This window comes from Methanosarcina sp. Kolksee, assembly GCF_000969945.1.
GTDB lineage: Archaea > Halobacteriota > Methanosarcinia > Methanosarcinales > Methanosarcinaceae > Methanosarcina > Methanosarcina vacuolata.
This window is the reverse complement of sequence record NZ_CP009524.1, coordinates 724,464-743,232: the sequence shown is the minus strand read 5'-3', so window position 1 is coordinate 743,232 and position 18,769 is coordinate 724,464. Positions and strand designations below refer to the sequence as shown.

Sequence of the window (18,769 nt, the reverse complement as noted above, 5' to 3'; positions counted from 1 at the left end):
TATTTTAAACTAGGGCTTTATAGTTTTTTACTAGGGGTCTAAAAGTCCGCAATCCTTAAATGGCCATCGATTGATATGTGCCATCCTGAGAATCAAGTCCTGAAAATAAAAATAGAACTTATGCAATCGATGCATAAAATCAAATACAATAGACTTTGTGGTTAAAGCCGTCATTTAAACAATTGAAAGTTCGATGTTATTGATTCCTCAGTTCAACTACGTAAGTCCTAAAATACAAAAGAAGATACATCCTCGATGTACTTCTATAGAAGTGGAAGCTAGATGTTACTCAAAGAAAACAAAATCGTAGAAAAAATTTGTGAAATCCCGGTTACACTTGAAGATGTCTCCGAAAGCATCTTTTCAGGTGTAAGTACAGAAAACATTATGATGCATAGGCTTCTCTCTCCTGAGGAAGGCGGTTTGGACTCATATTATCTTTGCGAAGGCCTGTGTAAACCTGTATTTTCAGAACCTGAAATTGTCTATCCATATGTATCAGGAGCATTTTCCAATCAATTTGCGTTTCGCCCTTCACCTTACCATTTTATGCTGCCTTATGAGCTGTCCTATGGGAGTAAAAAGAAAGAATACAGAGCTATTCCTCCTGAAGACATAAAGACAAGATTCCCTCAGGCTTACGAGAGAATTATGGAATTCAAAAATGAGTTTCGTCACGATACCTCCTCTCTTAAAGTAGCAGATTATAGTATAAATGGAAGTAAACTTCTGGAGTATCTTAACACTCCTAAAATCATTGCAACTGAAGGCTATCATTTACAGGCTGCATACGATGCAACTGGAAATCATGTGTTTAGAAAAGGGTGTGGGATTGTTCTCAAAGACTCGGATAGATATCCTTATGTTACTGCCGTTCTTAACAGTCCTATTGCCAGACTCTTTCCCGCAGTGTGTAAGTCTGAAATGATCTTCTCGAGTTACACAAATCCTACAGTCCTGAGCCGTTTTCCAATTGTATTTCCGGATGACAAGCTAACCGAGGATCTCATAAATACTATTTTCAGTTACCTTATGTTCCTCAACAGGCAGAAATACGCAACAGACTACGGAGTTCCGGAGTGGCTTCAGGAGCTTGTAAGTTTCTATGAGCAGATCTCAAGCCTGCTGATTCTGAATACTTACTTTATAAATGACCTTGATCCAAAACTTCTGGATGTCCTTGCAGAAAATATTCACCCATATGCGGGAGAGATAGAATCTGAAAATAGTGATAGCCTGCTGAGCGCGTTATATTACATAAAGCAGCAGATTATTGAAACCTCAAGATTTGAGAAATATAGATTTAATCTGGGATTACCTGACATTCTAAATTTCTCACAGAGCAGCAGCGAATGATGAGTAATTTCTTTTTAGATTTTATCCCTTAGATGACAGAAGCACACATATTATAATGTATATATGAGCTTCAAGCTTCTGTTTTCTTCATACAATTCAAAGTTCTGTCTTGTGTTTTTTGGGTTTTTGACATTTTTCATTTTTCCGGAAGATTCTGTGCCGATAGAATGCATTTTCTGCAAGAAAATACTTTGTTTTATCCCAAAATTATTTCGCTTTTTTAATTTATTTTATTGCGTTATATATCGTATACATGTGACCCACTGTTCTACCTCAACTTCGAATTTGTTTCTTTTACACGATCATTCCAAAGTATCAATATAAAATTGGAATTTGCTCGGTGTTTAACTATTTGTAGCACTTGCTGTTGCATCGTGTATTAAACTTTCAATTGGTTTTGAATCTGCAAAATCATTTCAGGATACAACACTCCAACTTCGAATTTGTTTCATTTTACATAATCATTCCAAAATACCAAAATGGAATTGGAACTTACTCAGTGTTTAACTTTTGCATCGCCTGTTATTGTATCCTACATTCGGCAGCAAGCACATCCCAACATTGAAATATCTTTAATTGTTATTTTTTGTAGGTTCAGTTAATAACCAGTATCATACGGACTATGTATATAGCAGGGTTTGTCTTTTATCTCAATTACTATAAATATATATTAATTATATCATGGTTAACATTTAGTAATTTTTGATTTAAATGGAAATTCAAAAGTTCTGAAAAAAACGATATCAATAGAAAAATTGAATGGATTTTTATGTCGACCTGCCGAAAGCAGGTTGTATTATGTATTGGACTTCCAAATAGTTTGGAGTCTGCGAAATCATTTCAGGATACAACACTCCAACTTCGAATTTGTTTCATTTTACATAATCATTCCAAAATACCAAAATGGAATTGGAACTTACTCAGTGTTTAACTTTTGCATCGCCTGTTATTGTATTATGTATTGGACTTCCAAATAGTTTGGAGTCTGCGAAATCATTTCAGGATACAACAGATATTCTTGCATTGTTGATATGCCTGGGTTCTTGAGATGCCTACGTTAATACTTTCTTATATTGTCAAGTTTGTCGCCTAATCCATGCATGGTCTTCAGATAAGGGCCTGGTAGTAACCATTCTTCTTCACGACTTCAATCGGCATGGAAAACAGTTCAGATAGGTTGGCGTCGGTCAGGATTTCCTGCTTTTTCCCGTCCCTGAAGATTTTTCCGTTTTTTATGAGGATCACACGGTTAATTTCAGGAATAATATCTTCAAGGGTGTGAGTAACGAGAATGATACTCTTTCCCGAGCCGGCAATTTTCCGAATAATTTCGCGGAAGCTGTGAAGAGCTTTGAGGTCAAGGCTGTTTGCAGGCTCATCTAAAATCAGAGCCTCGGGGTCATGCACAAGGGCTCTCCCTATAAGTACCCTCCTGGCTTCTCCTGAGGAAAGTTCGGACATCAGCCTGTCTTCAAGGTGGGAAATCTCAAGAAACTCAAGCACTTCCCTTGCCCTAGTTTCCATTTCAGGGGTAACTTTATGGTTATAGTAAATTCCTATGCTGCTGAAAAACCCTGAGAGTACGACATCCAGCACACTAACCTGACGGAAGTATGTCTGCTGAAGGTCCCCTGAAACTATCCCGAGCAGTTTTCTTAGCTCAAAGACGTTCCAGGTTCCTTTGCCCATAATATTGAGAACAAGCCCATCGGCTGCTGCAAGAGGGTGATATTCCTTTGTAAATGTCTTGATTAGAGAAGATTTCCCAGAACCGTTAGGCCCGATAATCGCAACATGTTCTCCCTGCCCAATTGACAGGGACACCGAATCAAGGATTTTTCTACCACCCCTGACAACGGTTACATTTTTCAGTTCAAGCAAAGAAGGAGAATTAGTCTTCCCTGGAAATTCCATATTTTGAGTCATTTTTACCATCTATCTGAAAATGTGGATAAAAGATTCATGAACACTATGAATGGGAATGCCAAAAGTTTAAGATTTTATTCAATTAGCATGAAAATGCTGCCATCTGCAAGCAATTTCATTGATTGTGAATGTTATTCAAAGAATATAATGTTTGTTTTCTATGAATATACTAACATATACTTTTAGATATAATTGTTTAAAGTTTACAGTTAGCTTTTTTAAAATATGGCAACCGAAATAATAAAACGGAATAAATCTATGAGTACAACCATCTAAGTGCAAACATCTAAGTACAACCATCTGAGTGCAAATATCAAAGTGCAAACATCTAATAAATGTAACAAGCTCGCTAATATATTCATTCATTTAATGCGTTTTCTTGCCCCAAGTTGTCTAAAAATTTTTATTATGACGTTTCTAAAAATTATTAGGCTCTATTTTAGTTTCTTGTTTTTGTTTCTTACGTATATATAATCTTATAATATAGTTTTGCCTTTACCGGAAAATGGGGATTTCTGGGAGGTTCTTTGTTGGAAGTCTACAACGTTCGGGGTTCGTTCAGTTCTTACCTCTACGAGATACGTTTCATTATTCTTTTCTATGTAATTGGAGATTGGGTCTCCACTGTTTGTGCGTTATCTCAAGGTACAGAATATAATCCGGTTCCTGCAATGATTCTGGAAAACTACGGGATATACCACCTTTTGCTTGTAAAAGTAGGTTTTATTTTCCTGCTTTTTTATACAGCCCCTATGATAAAATCGTCGGGGAAAAAATGGAATCTCACAAAACATATTATAGAATCCGTTGGGGTCTTTGTAACCGCAAATAATCTGATGGTTGTCTGGTATGGAAACAGCCTTATACAGGCTATCGGGCTTGTCTGACTAAGTCAAACATGTGCAACCTGCTTGTTTTTCTTAGTTCACGGCCTGTTTTTTCCGTCCCTTATTACAGGTTTACAGGTTGAACTGAATTATTATTTCAAGTAATTCAATTGAGTTAATAAATTCAAAACAATTCCAATTTATTTCAATTAATTACAAATAATTCCAATTTATTCCAAATAACTCCAAGTAATTCCATTTATTCCAAACGATTCCATTGATTCCAATCAATTCCAAACGATTTCAGACGATTCCAGACTGTTTGATTTTACCTTTCGAACACCCATCCGGACATATCATAATTTCTTTAGCTCTGCATAATTTTTTCATTACCTGATTTTCGCATAAAGGAAACAATCGTAATAATCTTCACCTATGCGATGAACTTTTTTCATTGTGCCTTCTTTTTTGTACCCGCATTTCTGGGCCACGCGTTCGCTTGCAAGGTTCCGGGTGTCCATAAGGATGACAATTCTCTGTAAATCCAGTTGTTCAAACCCGACCTTTTCAAGCTGTCTTACAGCTTCGGTTGCAATTCCCATTCCCTGATAGTCCCTGTCAATGAAGTATCCGATTTCTCCTATCCAGGGCCTATGCTGGTCGATCTTTATCCCGCATGCTCCCACAAGTCTTCCGTAGTAGAGAATGGAAAAGTTGTATTCAAAATTAGCCTTTCTTTTAGTTTCATTTAGCCCCAGAAAATACCTTTCTTCATCAAGTGTTTTTATAGGAAACTCAATGAACTCAAGATTTGTATGTGTAATTATATCAAAGAAACATTTGGCATCAAAGAGTTCTTGAGGGCGAATTTTTACTTTGGGCATAAATAGAAATTGAATTTCTTTATGAAAAATGTTTTCAGACTCTGTTTTTATATATACTTTGCAATTATTCTGAAAATTTTTAAAAGTGATATGGAAGTGGAATGTAAATTAAGATAAATAAAATGTAAGTATATATAAACAAAATATAAGTACACCTCTTATTAAATAGAGAACTGTGGAACACAATATTATATCCAGGATAAGAGAGGAACTAGCCCTTAATGTGGATGAGAAAACAAAAGCCAGCTCATCTCGCTTTTTCAAAGAAGAAGTCCACTGCTACGGAGTAAAGTCTGCGCTTGTGGGAAGAATTGCGAAAAATTACTTTAACGAAATAAAGTCCAAAGACAAAACAGAGATCTTTAACCTGTGCGAGGAACTCTTTAGATCCGATTACTGCGAGGAAGCCTTTATTGCAGCCGAGTGGGCCTACCTGGTAAGAAATAATTACTCTGAGGACGATTTCCTGACCTTTGAGCGTTGGGTTGAAAACTACGTTAACAACTGGGCAAAGTGTGATACCCTATGCAACCATGCAGTGGGCTCTTTTATAGAAAAATTTCCAGCGTATGTGGAAAAACTCAAGACCTGGGCCCTGTCGGACAACAGGTGGGTAAGGCGAGCGGCTGCAGTAACCCTGATCCTGCCTGCCCGAAAGGGCAATTTCCTTGACGACGTTTTTGAAATATCCGACCTGCTGCTCAAAGACAGAGACGATCTGGTCCAGAAAGGCTACGGCTGGATGCTAAAAGAAGCCAGCAAACCCCACAGGCAGGAAGTATTTGAATACGTGATGAATAACAAAAAAGAGATGCCCAGAACCGCCCTCAGATATGCAATCGAGAAAATGCCACCAGATTTGAGAGCCAGAGCTATGGAAAAAAACTGGAAAAAATAGAGCTAATTCCGGAAAAAAGCAGGGAAAAGTCCGAGAAATTTTATAGAAACCAGAAAAATGAGAAAATATTAGAAATTGGATAAAAAGTGTATAGAAGAAAAGTTAGAGGTGGAAGGGAGTAAAGAGCTTTCCCGATACAATACCCCCATACTGCATCTTGCCCCTTACTCCCCGGGTGTTCCCCTATATTCCTGTATCTTTGCCTGCAACTCAATTCTGCAGGAGCTCATTCACACAATTTTGGTCTACGTTACAGTTAAAAGGATCTCTTCACAAGTATTTTGTTCTATTTACCCAGACATGATACGAATTTAACACTTTTAACCGTTTTAATAATAAAGGTCTCCCCAAATCGATTTCTTTTAAAAATTCCTTTTACTGTTTGGGGTTTTTAAGAGGCTTGAGTTTCATTTTTTGAGAAAAAATGTGAACGATCAGGGAGAATAGTAAGAAAACAGGCTGTTGAAAGTTTTATCTGATCAAAAAAGGTATTCTCTGACTGGTCTAATCGAAATGATTTTTACAATTGGTTCTTAAAATCAAATCGATGCGATTCTTCCCGCGTCCGTTATAATGTATCCATTTTCCCCATCGGTTATATATCCCATTGCTTTTAGTTCTCGAAGATGGTTGTAAGTCATTCCTTTAGAAATTCCGGCAGTCACCGCAATCTGGGTAACCGAAGAAACTCCTTTCTGGATCTCTTCAAGTATCAGTTTCTTTGTTTCCGAAAGGTTAAAACTCAAAACCGGAAAATCAATCATGAAACTGTCTTCTTCGGTCACATATACAACTCTCTGCACCATATCATTTCTTGCATAAGCCCCGAAAAGCGCTCCAAAAGCCTGTGGTTTCCGCCCACCAGACACATTTACAATTACCTGGTTACCCCTGTCATGTTCCTGTTCAATCAGTTCAGCAACGTCTTTTGCTACTCGCACGGTGTCATAAACAGACGTGTACTTTTTCTCAATCTCAAGCGCGTTTTTAAACGTTTTTTCGATCATTTCTTCAGACTGCACCTTTTTATCGGGCGCCCCTTCCTCTGACAGCAGTATAATTTTTGAAGGGGAAAGCCTGGTCACGCAGATGATAACAGGCTCAAGGGAATAGATTGTGGAGATAAGTGTAAGCTTTGACATTAAGTGCTTAGTATTGTGGGGTTTGGTTAAATGTTTTCCGATATAGGCTTCGGTTGATATTTAACAGTATATACATATTTTTATAATTAATTTTTAGAAATGTATATATAATATGTTAACTATGAACCCTAATGGTTCACAAATCATGGAGAAAACTTCAAAGATGCATAATTGTGATAAATTAAACATTGGGTCTATTATACTATATTAAGAGGGTGTAATTTCTGTGATCGAAGCGATGAAAGAAATTGGTGAGTATGCGCTCGAAAAAGAAAATAAGGATTTAAATGATTTTGTGTCAATTCTAGTTGAAAATCCTGCAAGCAATGAAACTTATAAACATGTATTTTGCATTAAGTTGGTCTCTTGCCAAAACATTTTTGAGTTTAAAGAAATCGAGCATCAAGAGTACTCAAAAGAAAAAATTGTAAAATATCTCTATAAGAGAGGATCGTCTAATGGTCCAGACATTACTCCTACTGCACGAGTCACAGAACTCAAAAAAACGTTTTCTAATAAGATTATAGGCTGGTTTTCAAAGCCCTTGAAAGAAGCAAAGCCTATATTAGACAATGAAGAAGTCCAATTTTTGGAGCTTCTTGGAAAGTGTATAAAAGAGAATGAAGATAAAATACTTTTAGATCTTGAACCTAAACTTAATTCTATCGATGCAAAGGAGAACTCGATATTAACCTTAATTATTGAAGAAAATGACTTCATCAGATATGTCGGAGATTTTGAAGTATTTCGTAAGATCCTTAAGAACAATGGGGCTTCCAAGTTTTACAGTAAATATGGTATTATCTCCAAAGCCGATAATAAAATATGTTCTATTTGCAAAACACATAGAGAAGTTTATGGTTTTGTTACACCTTATGAATTCTATACCGTAGATAAGCGGGGATTTGTTAGTGGAGGATTTGACCAAAGTAAGGCATGGAGAAATAACCCCGTTTGCCTCGAATGTGCCTTGAAAATTACAGCGGGAAGAGAATATATCGAAAAATACATGTCTTTTGGTTTTTATGGGTTTAATTTCCTCATTATCCCCAAGCTACTTAATAATAGCACTAACGAGGACCTTTTCGATACTTTTGAGAAATTCAATGAGAAAAAATTTACATTTAATAAAGAGTATAAAAGATTTTTGACAGCTAATGAAAACGATATCCTTGAAATTCTAAGTGAAGAGGATGATTATCTTAATTTTAATTTCCAATTTTATGAAAAGTCCAATTCTGCATATCGAATTCTTTTGTATATAGAGGACATTCTTCCTTCAAGGTTAAGAGATCTTTTCAAATCCAAAGAAATCGTTGACAAAAGAAAAATATTCAGTAATTATTATTCTAATGATACCGAAGTAAAATCCATCCAATTTACATTAGGTAATGTAAGATGGTTCTTCCCTAATACTCTAGATGACCCTGATTTAAACAAATACTTTTTAGAAATCACAAACGGGATATTTACAGGAACATCAATTGATTATGATTTTCTGTTAAAGTATATTATGCGGCGTATTCGAAAAGATTTCAGAAATGAAAATCCAATAAGGTATTCTCTATTTTTAGGATTCCAAATGTTAGACTTTTTAAGTAATTTATGTTTGCTTGGAAATTATACAGGAGGTAATTGTGTGAATTCTACGAATTTATCTACTTTATTAGGGGACATGACACCAAAGGAAAACAATGGTTATGAGGAGCGAGCAAATGTTGTCTTTTCGGAATTTGAACATTTTTTCAATACCGATGCAAAGAAGGCTATTTTTTTAGAAGGCACACTTGTTCAGTATTTACTAAATATTCAAAAATTTCAGCGTGGAAGCGCTCCTTTCAGAACTAAACTTCGAGGCCTGAATCTTGATGAGCGTTATATAAAAAGGCTCTTCCCTGAAATCATAAATAAACTAGAAGAGTATGATGCTAATTATTATAAAGAACTTGAATCTCTGATCTCAAAATATATGATTCAGTCTGGCAATAATTGGAAAATGTCAAACGATGAAATCAGTTTTTATTTTGTTCTTGGTATGAATCTATCAAACCTTTTAAAGTCACCTAAACCTGAAAAGGAGATTAAAAATGACTGAAGTAAACAGAAGATCTGAAATTGTATTTTTGTATGATATAAAAGATGGAAATCCAAACGGAGATCCACTTGATGAAAATAAACCACGTATTGATGAAGAAACAGGAATAAACCTTGTAACAGATGTCAGGCTTAAGAGAACAATACGTGATCATCTCTACAAGTTTAGAGGTAAGGAAATTTTTGTTAGGGAAATCTCAGCTGAAAACGGTTCTATTCAGGATGCAAAAATGAGGGCAAAAGATTTTTTGGCAATTGACGAGCCTCTTGATTCATTCGAAACTGGTAAAAACGCCATTAATGAGAAACTTCTGGCTGATTGTATTGACGTTCGTTTATTTGGAGGAACTGTCCCACTTGAACTTAAAGTCAAAAAGGGAAATAAAAATGAAACCGGTTCAATAACTCATACTGGTCCTGTACAGTTTAAGATGGGCAGATCAATGCATAAGGTCTTCATGAAACATTTCCGTGGAACGGGAGCTTTTGCTTCGAAGGAAGGAGCCAGTCAAAAAACGTTCCGTGAAGAGGATTTCTTACCTTATTCTTTGATAAGTTTTTACGGAATTATTAATGAAAACGCGGCTAAGGATACGAAACTTTCAGAGGAAGATATAGACCTGCTTCTTGATGGAATGTGGAATGGAACTAAGAACCTTATTTCCAGGTCAAAAGTCGGCCAGGTTCCCCGCCTCCTGTTCAAAGTAAATTACAAAGAAGGAAATTATCACATTGGAGATCTGAATAACCTTTTCAGTCTTAAGTCTGATTTGATAGATGAAGAGATTCGGGATATTTCACAGGTAAAGATTGAGGTCCAGAGGCTGATTGATGTATTGGGTAAAAACAAAGATAAAATTGAAAATGCCCAGATTTGCTCGGATGAGTCGATTACGTTTACATATGACGAAGAAGAGATTGACTTTGAAAAAAGCCTTGTGGAAGCCGGGATTAATACTAAAATACTAACAATGTGAGCTAAGAACATGAAAGTATTAGTGTTCGATGTATGGGGAGAATTCGGTCATTTCCGAAAACACTATACTACAACTTCTCCCCTTACATATTCTATTCCTCCTAGAACGGCTATTGCAGGAATGATTGGTGCTATAGAAGGGTTTGGAAAAGACGAGTATCTGCAGTATTTCTCTAAAGAAAAGGCAAATATTGCGGTAAAAATAAGTCATCCTATCAAAAAGACCAGAATTTCAGAAAATTTAATCGACACTAAAATTGCTCCTATGATGAGCAGAATAAAGACCAGAACCCAGATCAGATTCGAAGTATTGAAAGATGTAAAATACAGGATCTATTTTTCTCATTCTTCTGAGGAAGTATATAACAAACTTTATTCTATGTTGAAAGAACACAAATCGGAGTATACTCTGTGTCTCGGTCTGAGTGAACACATTGCTAATTATGAATTCATAGGAGAAATGGAAGCTGTCAGTGAACTTTCAGATTCCGAAAGGGAAATCCATTCTGTAATTCCTGAAAAAGAGCTAATAAAAATCAGTTTTGAAGAAGGAAAAGAGTATTTTTCAGAAACTATTCCAATAGAAATGCTTCCAAATAGGGAAGTTACAGAATATGGCAAAATTTTGTTTGAAAAAAATGCAAAATGCATTCTTGCTAATGTAAGTAATCTCTGGAGGCTTGAGAATGGAGAAGGAATTGTCTTCATGTGATTTCCATCTTCGTTCCCATCCCGATAAACTATTATTTAGACACTTATCCAACGTAGGAAACAAATCAATCTCAACCAGTAAGGAGAAAAGTTTATCACTGGAAAAGTTTGGAATTGATGAAAATACTTTTTCAAAAATGACATATCTTATAGGAGTTTGTCACGATTTTGGGAAAGGCACAGGGTATTTTCAAAGGTATCTTTTGGAGACTAATCCTTCCATCCAGAGGAGCTTAAAAAATAAAAAAGAATATCATCATGGCTTGATCTCAGCTATTTTTACCTATTACATATTAAAAAAGTATGTAGATTCACTTAATGATAAAAATATTCTGGAATATATTCCTATCATAGGATATCTTATTGTAAAAAGGCATCATGGAAACCTGAAAGACGCTGAGGATGAAATACTAGAACTAGATGAAGATACTCTTGAAATTATTGATCTTCAAATAAGGTCATTAGATACAGGTGAATTGAAAACAATATATGAAACGTTATTTGATGGGTATAATATTTCTTTTGATATGGATACTTTCTGCAATGAGCACCGTCCCATCACTGAAGAAATTTTAAAAAATAGAAGGAAATTCATAAAATTGCTCAAGAAGGAGCAATTTACAGGTTATTATTTGATTACATTAACTCTTTACTCAATTCTTATAAACTCTGATAAGATAGATGCGTCTTCTATCGATGTTTCCAGTGATATCGAAATTTCACCTGAACTTGTAGATAAGTACAAGGTAGAAAAGGGTTTCCAAAATAATGAAGGTATAATGAATAAAGTGCGTAACGAGATTTATGAGGAAGTTACAGAAAGTATTGAGAAACTTGATCTCAATAAAAAAATATATTCAATAAGTGTCCCTACAGGTTCGGGAAAAACTCTCACATCACTTTCTTTTGCATTAAAATTGAAAGCAAGATTAATAGAGGAAAAGAGAATCAAGGCAAAAATAATTTATTCTCTACCTTTCTTGAGTATCATAGACCAGAATTACGATGTTTTTGAAGATGTTTTTAAGACAGTTGAGACCGCAAATCCTTCTGAGGAGGTGCTACTTAAACATCATCACCTTGCAGATATTTTTTATAGAACGCAAGACGATGAAGAATTTGAAGGGCTTAAAGGTTTATTTTTAATCGAGGGGTGGAACGCTGAGATAATCGTAACCACATTTGTCCAGTTTTTCCACACAATTGTATCTAATAAAAATCGCTCCCTCAGGAAATTTCATACAATTGCAAATTCGATTGTAATACTTGATGAAATCCAGTCAATTCCTCATAAGTACTGGCTACTGTTAAAACAGATCATTTCGGGTTTTGCAGAATATTTTAATACGTACTTTATTTTTGTAACAGCAACTCAACCTCTCATTTTTGATCCTGATAAAGGGGAAATTGTTGAGCTGGTAAAAAATAAAGATATGTATTTCAGGGAATTTGATCGAGTTAAGTTAAATATAAATCTTAATCCAATGGATATGGATCATTTCAAGAAAATAATTGAGTCAGAAGTCAAAAATAATCCCGAGAAGGACTTTTTGTTTGTATTAAACACTGTTAAATCTTCGCTTGAGGTATTTAACCATTTAAATAATTTAGAACTTGAATATAGTGATTATTATTATCTTTCTACTAACATTATCCCAAAAGAGAGGCTTAAGAAAATAAAGGAGATAAAAGAAAAATCGGAAAAAAGAAAAATTATTGTTAGCACACAGCTTATAGAAGCCGGAGTAGATATAGACGTGGATATTGTTTACAGAGATTTTGCCACAATTGACTCAATAAATCAGGTTTCAGGGAGATGTAACAGGAATTCTTCAAAGAGTTCTCGAGGACAAGTAAATATTGTGGTTCTGAAAGATGAAAGGAAAGAGTTTCATCGATATATATATTCGAGTTTTCTCATTGACAAAACAAAAGAAGTGTTGAAAGAGTTTCCCTCAGAAATTTATGAAAAAGACCTGCTCTTTTTAAATAACAACTATTTCAGGAAAGTTAAAGATACTTCAAGTGAAGATGAGTCCAAAGAGCTACTCTCATACATAAATGAGCTTAAATTCAAAACGCTTACATCCGATTTCAGGTTAATAGATGACAAAACAGGATACGAAAAAATAGATGTGTTTGTAGAAAATGATAAAGACGCTACTGAAATATGGAAAGAATACCTTGTAATGAAATCTCTTAAAAATCCACTGGATAGAAAAGAGAAATTCCTGTCCATCAGGAAACAATTCAATGAATACATCATTTCGGTGCCTAAAAAAGACTTTTCCTGTGAAGAACTAGAGGATCTCAATATAGGATATATTCCTTTTGAACAAATAAAACATTATTATGATCCTGAAACCGGTTTTGTTTTTGAATTAAAGTCCACCATGATGTGTGATTGATATGAAAGTCAAAACGCTGACTCTAACCCTTGTTCCTGACCGAAAAGTAGGAACAAACGCCTCAAAACTTCGAGGTTTTTTCGCTACCCGGTTTAATGAGTATACACTTTTGCATCAACATAACTGTGATAAAGTTATCTATATGTATCCCCTGGTTCAATATAAAATTTTGAAAGGAATTCCTCTAGTTTTCGGGATAAACGAGGGTTTAGAAGTCCTTCAGGAAATTTTCAATAAATATGAAAAAATAGAGCTAGGCGAATCAACATATGAAATCCTGGAAAAGAAGATATCTCTTAAAGAACAGGATTTCGGCATTTCAGACAAATTTCACACCTATAGATTTGAGACTCCCTGGTTTGCCCTCAATCAGGAAAATTTTACAGATCGATACAAGAAAATAGGAACCGCCGAACAAAAAGAACTCCTTCAAAAGACCCTAGTCGGAAATATACTTTCAATGTCCAAGTCCCTTGGGTATACTGTTCCAGAGCAAATAAAATGTGAGATAAATTTGCATCCCGGTAGCAGTAAAATGAAAGGAGTGGAAATTGCTACGTTCAAAGGGTCTTTTATCACAAATTTCCTTATCCCCGACTATTTCGGTATTGGAAAATCCGTATCTCGCGGTTTTGGAACGGTGAAAAGATGCAGCTTGTAATCAACACCCGCGGTTCATTCCTGAAAAAGCAAAACAACTGCTTTTTTGTAAAAGTTGACGACAAAACCTTCGAGGTCTCTGAAAAGAAAGTTGACAGCATTTTGATTACAACTTCTGCAACCATAACAACCGATGCCATCAAATTTGCAGTAGAAAACAATATCGATATCGTTTTTCTGGATAATTTTGGAGACCCTTACGGGCGGGTGTGGCACTCAAAACTTGGAAGCACAACTTACATAAGAAGAAGGCAGCTTGAAATTTCGGACGAGTCGGAAGGGTTCAGGCTTGCAAAGGGCTGGATTGAGCAGAAAATTGACAGCCAGATCCTTTTTTTGAAAGACCTCAAAAAGAACAGACCTGACCAGAAGGACGAACTTGACGATTATATTTCCGGAATGGAAGACATGAAAGCTCAGCTTGAAGCCCTTGAGGGGAAACTTGACGAGATGCGGGGAAAAATAATGGGCCTTGAGGGGATGGCTTCCAGGTACTATTTTCAAGCTCTGAGTTTTCTTTTGCCTGACAGGTGGAAATTCAATGGCAGGAGCCGGAACCCTGCAAAGGACGAGTTCAACTGCCTTTTGAATTATGGATATGGAGTTTTATATTCAAGGGTGGAAAAAGCGTGTATTATAGCAGGGCTTGACCCTTATGTTGGTTTTAACCACACAGATGATTATAACAAAAAGTCGTTTGTGTTTGATCTGATAGAAATGTACCGCATCCACATTGACAGGACAGTTTTCAATCTTTTTTCGAAAAAGCAGGTTTCAGACAGCTTTTTTGATGAAATCCCTAATGGAATGACTCTCAACAAAGAGGGTAAAGCTGTACTCATCCAGGCTGTCAATGAAACTTTTGATAAAGAAATAAGCTACAAGGGAAGGAACATAAAAATTGGAAATACAATCCAGTTTGACTGTCACAGGATTGCAAACAGCTTGATCGGGAAATAAAGCTTTTAACACGATAAGTTTGTGAAACAGTAACGCAACGATTCGATAAAAGAATGATTTGAAAAATAAAGATTTTATAAAAATAAGAATGGAGGACTGGGTTTGCTTGTCTGGGTAATATATGACATTACGGATAACAGGACTCGCCAGAAAGTAAGTGACCGCTGTAAGAGCTATGGGCTTTATAGGGTTCAGAAAAGTGTTTTTCTGGGAGACTTAAATACGAATGACAGAGACTCTCTGGGACTTGAATGCGAAGAACTGATTGACACCGAACGTGATTCTGTGTATATTTTTCCGATGGATGAACAGTCATTCAAGAAAGTCCAGCTTCTCGGCCAGGCTTTTGATAAGGAGCTTGTCAGTGATGAAGTGATTACCAAATTCTTCTGAGTTTTGAGGTAAGTATGACGAATTTTGCTCTCAAAGAAGGTAGCTCTTCTGAGTGTGCGGTAATTGAGCAGCGGGCTGAAACCGGTTGTGAAAAAGATATAACTCCTAAAAATGATCCTGAAAATGATCCTGAAAATGATCCTGATAATGAAGAAGGAACATACATTGAGCCTAATTCTGAAAACGATTCAGGATCAATAATCCGAATTTCAGACGTTCTTGAATACCTTTTTTGCTCCCGTTTTATCTACTATATGTACTGTCTCGACATTCCCCAGCATGAAGAGAAAAGGTTCAAGGTTATTAAAGGACGCGAGGTCCATGAAACAAGGAAACTAACCAACAGGGATTACGTGAGAAAGAAACTTAACTGCATGAGGAAAGATAGCGACGTATTCATTGCTTCAAAACAGCACCATATAAAGGGAATAGTTGATGAGGTGCTTTTTCTTGAAGACGGGACTGCTGCTCCTCTTGAGTACAAATTTGCCGAGTATAAAGACAAGATTTTTAAAACCTATAAGTTTCAATTGGTTTTACAGGCTCTTTTGATCCGAGAAAATTACAGTATTGAAGTAAACCGTGCTTATATCTGTTTTACTCGAAGCAATAGCCTGGTTAAAGAAATGGAAATTACTACTTCTGATTTCAAAAAAGCTGAGAAAATTATTGAGGAAATACTCGATATCGTTCAAAAAGGCTTATATCCCAAAACCACTATCTCTTCTAGAAAATGCGTAGATTGCTGTTACAGGAATATCTGCGTATGAAGAGATTTTTCTTGTATTTATAAAGGGTTTGATAATTTTCCAGCAAGAATTTTAGCCCCAAAAAAGGGCTCATTTCAGGGCTTTTCTAGCCAAATAACGGAAATTTTTGCCCTATTCGAGAGCAAGATCCACTAAAACAAGGATTGAAACAGAATAATAGTACCCGGATCACGGGGCACATTCGCACCATTCGAGAGCAAGATCCACTAAAACAAGGATTGAAACCAAGCATGAACAAATGCACAGCATCCCGTACCTGTATTCGAGAGCAAGATCCACTAAAACAAGGATTGAAACATTTCTTTAATTTCGTTTTTGTTTAGTCCGTTTGTTGATTCGAGAGCAAGATCCACTAAAACAAGGATTGAAACTTTCTCCTCAATTACTCTCACATCATCCGGACAGAATTCGAGAGCAAGATCCACTAAAACAAGGATTGAAACTGTAATTTGTTCGTGACTCTTGCACACGATCTATTAATTCGAGAGCAAGATCCACTAAAACAAGGATTGAAACAATCCGGACAGAACTGAACCAGAAAAACGAGACATAATTCGAGAGCAAGATCCACTAAAACAAGGATTGAAACCTATCATGATGCTTCGGTAGATGCTCTTATTATGAAATTCGAGAGCAAGATCCACTAAAACAAGGATTGAAACAAGCTGCTAATACCTGTTCAGCTTGTGTGTTCGGATTCGAGAGCAAGATCCACTAAAACAAGGATTGAAACTAGTACCCTCATGAATTCTGAAAACTGCGCAAGGTTATTCGAGAGCAAGATCCACTAAAACAAGGATTGAAACTCGGGTTATTTGCACCCATGAACACTAAATTTGTAAATTCGAGAGCAAGATCCACTAAAACAAGGATTGAAACTTCACACGTTACGTCAGGAAATGGGTACTGGATTATTCGAGAGCAAGATCCACTAAAACAAGGATTGAAACTCCAGCTTATAATATACAAATAGATAGCCCCTATGCATTCGAGAGCAAGATCCACTAAAACAAGGATTGAAACTAAATTATAAATTTCGAATATTAGATTTTGAAACAGATTCGAGAGCAAGATCCACTAAAACAAGGATTGAAACTATTTTGATGAAGGGGGATGAATAATGTCATCCTTATTCGAGAGCAAGATCCACTAAAACAAGGATTGAAACTAAATGATGTATATAAAAGAATTATACAGGTGTCTATTCGAGAGCAAGATCCACTAAAACAAGGATTGAAACATCAAGGCAAAGAAGTTCCTGAAATTAAAGAAAAAACAGATTCGAGAGCAAGATCCACTAAAACAAGGATTGAAACGACATAAGGCTAAAGAAGAAAGAAAAAGCGCTAATAATTCGAGAGCAAGATCCACTAAAACAAGGATTGAAACCTGAGGTAAAAGCATGTATAAAGTGTTAATAATTATTCGAGAGCAAGATCCACTAAAACAAGGATTGAAACAATGTGCGTTCAAAAAGAGAAATTAAATTAGATTATTCGAGAGCAAGATCCACTAAAACAAGGATTGAAACCTTGACAAGTGATGTCTCCGCTTTCTGTTATGTCGATTCGAGAGCAAGATCCACTAAAACAAGGATTGAAACTAGGTCAACTGCATCGTATGCTCAGGAATACCTCATTCGAGAGCAAGATCCACTAAAACAAGGATTGAAACGATGCATGGTGTAGTGATCTAATCCAGTTTTCATAATCATTCGAGAGCAAGATCCACTAAAACAAGGATTGAAACACCAATGTAAAAACCCACTTTGGTTGCTCTGAAATTATTCGAGAGCAAGATCCACTAAAACAAGGATTGAAACATAGTACGCCTGGCTATTGTTCCCAATGCCGTAATGATATTCGAGAGCAAGATCCACTAAAACAAGGATTGAAACTTCTTCTCTTACTTTGTGAGGATCTTGCACTAAATCATTCGAGAGCAAGATCCACTAAAACAAGGATTGAAACATCACTTCTATAAACCTATCCATCTCGATCTTATTATTCGAGAGCAAGATCCACTAAAACAAGGATTGAAACGAAAAGAGTATTACCTTTTCCCCAAGTTATCCCGATATATTCGAGAGCAAGATCCACTAAAACAAGGATTGAAACTTTGTTACAAACACATTACTGGATGAATCCACCGCGATTCGAGAGCAAGATCCACTAAAACAAGGATTGAAACTAAGGACTAAACTTCAAGGGAAATTGAGGGTAAACATTCGAGAGCAAGATCCACTAAAACAAGGATTGAAACCTCTATCTCTGTCATTTAATCCGGCATCGACAAAAATTCGAGAGCAAGATCCACTAAAACAAGGATTGAAACCCAATGCGTCAACGGACCCAGCGGAGCACCTCACAATTCGAGAGCAAGATCCACTAAAACAAGGATTGAAACTTTATCCCCCCTTTATCTTACAATTCTCCATTTTCTTATTCGAGAGCAAGATCCACTAAAACAAGGATTGAAACACGATTTCCACGGAAGCTCTGTTTCAGTTGGTAGTATATTCGAGAGCAAGATCCACTAAAACAAGGATTGAAACTAAGGATAATTGGAATTTCAAATAGTCGTAAATTTGAATTCGAGAGCAAGATCCACTAAAACAAGGATTGAAACACATCAGATCACCACCAAACCCGCTTTCAATACCTATATTCGAGAGCAAGATCCACTAAAACAAGGATTGAAACTTTCTTCCTGGGCAGGAATGGTATAAGAACCAAATTCGAGAGCAAGATCCACTAAAACAAGG

At 36.1% G+C, this 18,769-nt stretch carries 14 protein-coding genes and 1 CRISPR repeat array (1 of these 15 running past the window's edge); of the genes, 11 read left to right on the top strand and 3 right to left on the bottom strand.

Going from position 1 to position 18,769, the window contains the following annotated elements; all coding sequences use genetic code 11:
* Window positions 1–282: 282 nt before the first annotated feature.
* Complete coding sequence (locus tag MSKOL_RS03190; protein ID WP_048118017.1) at window positions 283–1,356, top strand: hypothetical protein; 1,074 nt, start codon at window positions 283–285, stop codon at window positions 1,354–1,356.
* A 1,107-nt stretch (window positions 1,357–2,463) separates the two neighbouring features.
* On the opposite strand, the gene MSKOL_RS03185 is transcribed toward MSKOL_RS03190, so the two are convergent.
* Window positions 2,464–3,291, bottom strand: a complete 828-nt coding sequence (locus tag MSKOL_RS03185; protein WP_369799532.1) for an ABC transporter ATP-binding protein — start codon at window positions 3,289–3,291, stop codon at window positions 2,464–2,466.
* Window positions 3,292–3,812: 521 nt separating this feature from the next.
* On the opposite strand from MSKOL_RS03185, the gene MSKOL_RS03180 reads away from it, so the two are divergent.
* Window positions 3,813–4,169, top strand: a complete 357-nt coding sequence (locus MSKOL_RS03180; protein WP_048153649.1) for a hypothetical protein — start codon at window positions 3,813–3,815, stop codon at window positions 4,167–4,169.
* A 329-nt stretch (window positions 4,170–4,498) separates the two neighbouring features.
* On the opposite strand, the gene MSKOL_RS03175 is transcribed toward MSKOL_RS03180, so the two are convergent.
* Window positions 4,499–4,993: a GNAT family N-acetyltransferase gene (locus MSKOL_RS03175; RefSeq protein WP_048153646.1), complete on the bottom strand. Its 495-nt coding sequence runs from the start codon at window positions 4,991–4,993 to the stop codon at window positions 4,499–4,501.
* A 175-nt stretch (window positions 4,994–5,168) separates the two neighbouring features.
* Here MSKOL_RS03175 and MSKOL_RS03170 point away from each other — a divergent pair, with 175 nt between their 5' ends.
* Entirely contained in the window at window positions 5,169–5,891 is a 723-nt protein-coding gene (locus tag MSKOL_RS03170) for a DNA alkylation repair protein (protein ID WP_048153644.1), read from the top strand.
* Between the two features lie 539 nt (window positions 5,892–6,430).
* On the opposite strand, the gene csa3 is transcribed toward MSKOL_RS03170, so the two are convergent.
* The gene (csa3, locus tag MSKOL_RS03165) at window positions 6,431–7,033 is read right to left on the bottom strand and encodes a CRISPR-associated CARF protein Csa3 (protein WP_048153642.1); all 603 of its coding nucleotides are present in this window, start codon (window positions 7,031–7,033) and stop codon (window positions 6,431–6,433) included.
* 226 nt (window positions 7,034–7,259) lie between these two features.
* Between csa3 and MSKOL_RS03160 the strand changes: the two genes are divergently transcribed.
* The 8 genes from MSKOL_RS03160 to cas4 all read left to right on the top strand — a co-directional run bounded on the left by MSKOL_RS03160 (window position 7,260) and on the right by cas4 (window position 16,005).
* Window positions 7,260–9,128 carry a TIGR02556 family CRISPR-associated protein gene (locus MSKOL_RS03160; protein ID WP_048153640.1) on the top strand — a complete coding sequence of 623 codons (1,869 nt, stop codon included), beginning with the start codon at window positions 7,260–7,262 and terminating at the stop codon, window positions 9,126–9,128.
* Window positions 9,121–10,104, top strand: a complete 984-nt coding sequence (gene cas7b, locus MSKOL_RS03155) for a type I-B CRISPR-associated protein Cas7/Csh2 (protein WP_048153638.1) — start codon at window positions 9,121–9,123, stop codon at window positions 10,102–10,104. Before MSKOL_RS03160 ends, cas7b begins: the two co-directional genes overlap by 8 nt.
* 9 nt (window positions 10,105–10,113) lie before the next feature.
* Complete coding sequence (gene cas5b / locus MSKOL_RS03150) at window positions 10,114–10,815, top strand: type I-B CRISPR-associated protein Cas5b (protein WP_048153635.1); 702 nt, start codon at window positions 10,114–10,116, stop codon at window positions 10,813–10,815.
* Window positions 10,790–13,222 (top strand): CRISPR-associated helicase/endonuclease Cas3, encoded by a 2,433-nt coding sequence (locus MSKOL_RS03145; protein WP_048153633.1) that lies wholly within the window; start codon window positions 10,790–10,792, stop codon window positions 13,220–13,222. The genes cas5b and MSKOL_RS03145 overlap by 26 nt, the downstream gene beginning before the upstream one ends.
* Before the next feature lies 1 nt (window position 13,223).
* On the top strand, window positions 13,224–13,883 hold the full coding sequence (locus MSKOL_RS03140) for a CRISPR-associated endonuclease Cas6 (RefSeq protein WP_048117981.1): 660 nt from the start codon (window positions 13,224–13,226) through the stop codon (window positions 13,881–13,883).
* Window positions 13,871–14,842 carry a CRISPR-associated endonuclease Cas1 gene (gene cas1 / locus MSKOL_RS03135; RefSeq protein ID WP_048153631.1) on the top strand — a complete coding sequence of 324 codons (972 nt, stop codon included), beginning with the start codon at window positions 13,871–13,873 and terminating at the stop codon, window positions 14,840–14,842. Before MSKOL_RS03140 ends, cas1 begins: the two co-directional genes overlap by 13 nt.
* Window positions 14,843–14,944: 102 nt before the next feature.
* Complete coding sequence (gene cas2, locus MSKOL_RS03130; protein ID WP_048109044.1) at window positions 14,945–15,235, top strand: CRISPR-associated endonuclease Cas2; 291 nt, start codon at window positions 14,945–14,947, stop codon at window positions 15,233–15,235.
* Window positions 15,236–15,249: 14 nt separating this feature from the next.
* Complete coding sequence (gene cas4 / locus MSKOL_RS03125; RefSeq protein WP_231592401.1) at window positions 15,250–16,005, top strand: CRISPR-associated protein Cas4; 756 nt, start codon at window positions 15,250–15,252, stop codon at window positions 16,003–16,005.
* Window positions 16,006–16,118: 113 nt separating this feature from the next.
* Window positions 16,119–18,769: a CRISPR direct-repeat array (repeat unit 37 nt; unit sequence ATTCGAGAGCAAGATCCACTAAAACAAGGATTGAAAC); it runs 8,199 nt beyond the window's last position.

Coding starts and splice junctions, on each gene's coding strand:
- MSKOL_RS03190 (WP_048118017.1), top strand. CDS start 283: ATGTTACTCAAAGAAAACAAAATCGTAGAAAAAATTTGTGAAATCCCG.
- MSKOL_RS03185 (WP_369799532.1), bottom strand. CDS start 3,291: ATGGTAAAAATGACTCAAAATATGGAATTTCCAGGGAAGACTAATTCT.
- MSKOL_RS03175 (WP_048153646.1), bottom strand. CDS start 4,993: ATGCCCAAAGTAAAAATTCGCCCTCAAGAACTCTTTGATGCCAAATGT.
- csa3 (WP_048153642.1), bottom strand. CDS start 7,033: ATGTCAAAGCTTACACTTATCTCCACAATCTATTCCCTTGAGCCTGTT.
- cas7b (WP_048153638.1), top strand. CDS start 9,121: ATGACTGAAGTAAACAGAAGATCTGAAATTGTATTTTTGTATGATATA.
- cas5b (WP_048153635.1), top strand. CDS start 10,114: ATGAAAGTATTAGTGTTCGATGTATGGGGAGAATTCGGTCATTTCCGA.
- MSKOL_RS03145 (WP_048153633.1), top strand. CDS start 10,790: ATGGAGAAGGAATTGTCTTCATGTGATTTCCATCTTCGTTCCCATCCC.
- MSKOL_RS03140 (WP_048117981.1), top strand. CDS start 13,224: ATGAAAGTCAAAACGCTGACTCTAACCCTTGTTCCTGACCGAAAAGTA.
- cas1 (WP_048153631.1), top strand. CDS start 13,871: ATGCAGCTTGTAATCAACACCCGCGGTTCATTCCTGAAAAAGCAAAAC.
- cas4 (WP_231592401.1), top strand. CDS start 15,250: ATGACGAATTTTGCTCTCAAAGAAGGTAGCTCTTCTGAGTGTGCGGTA.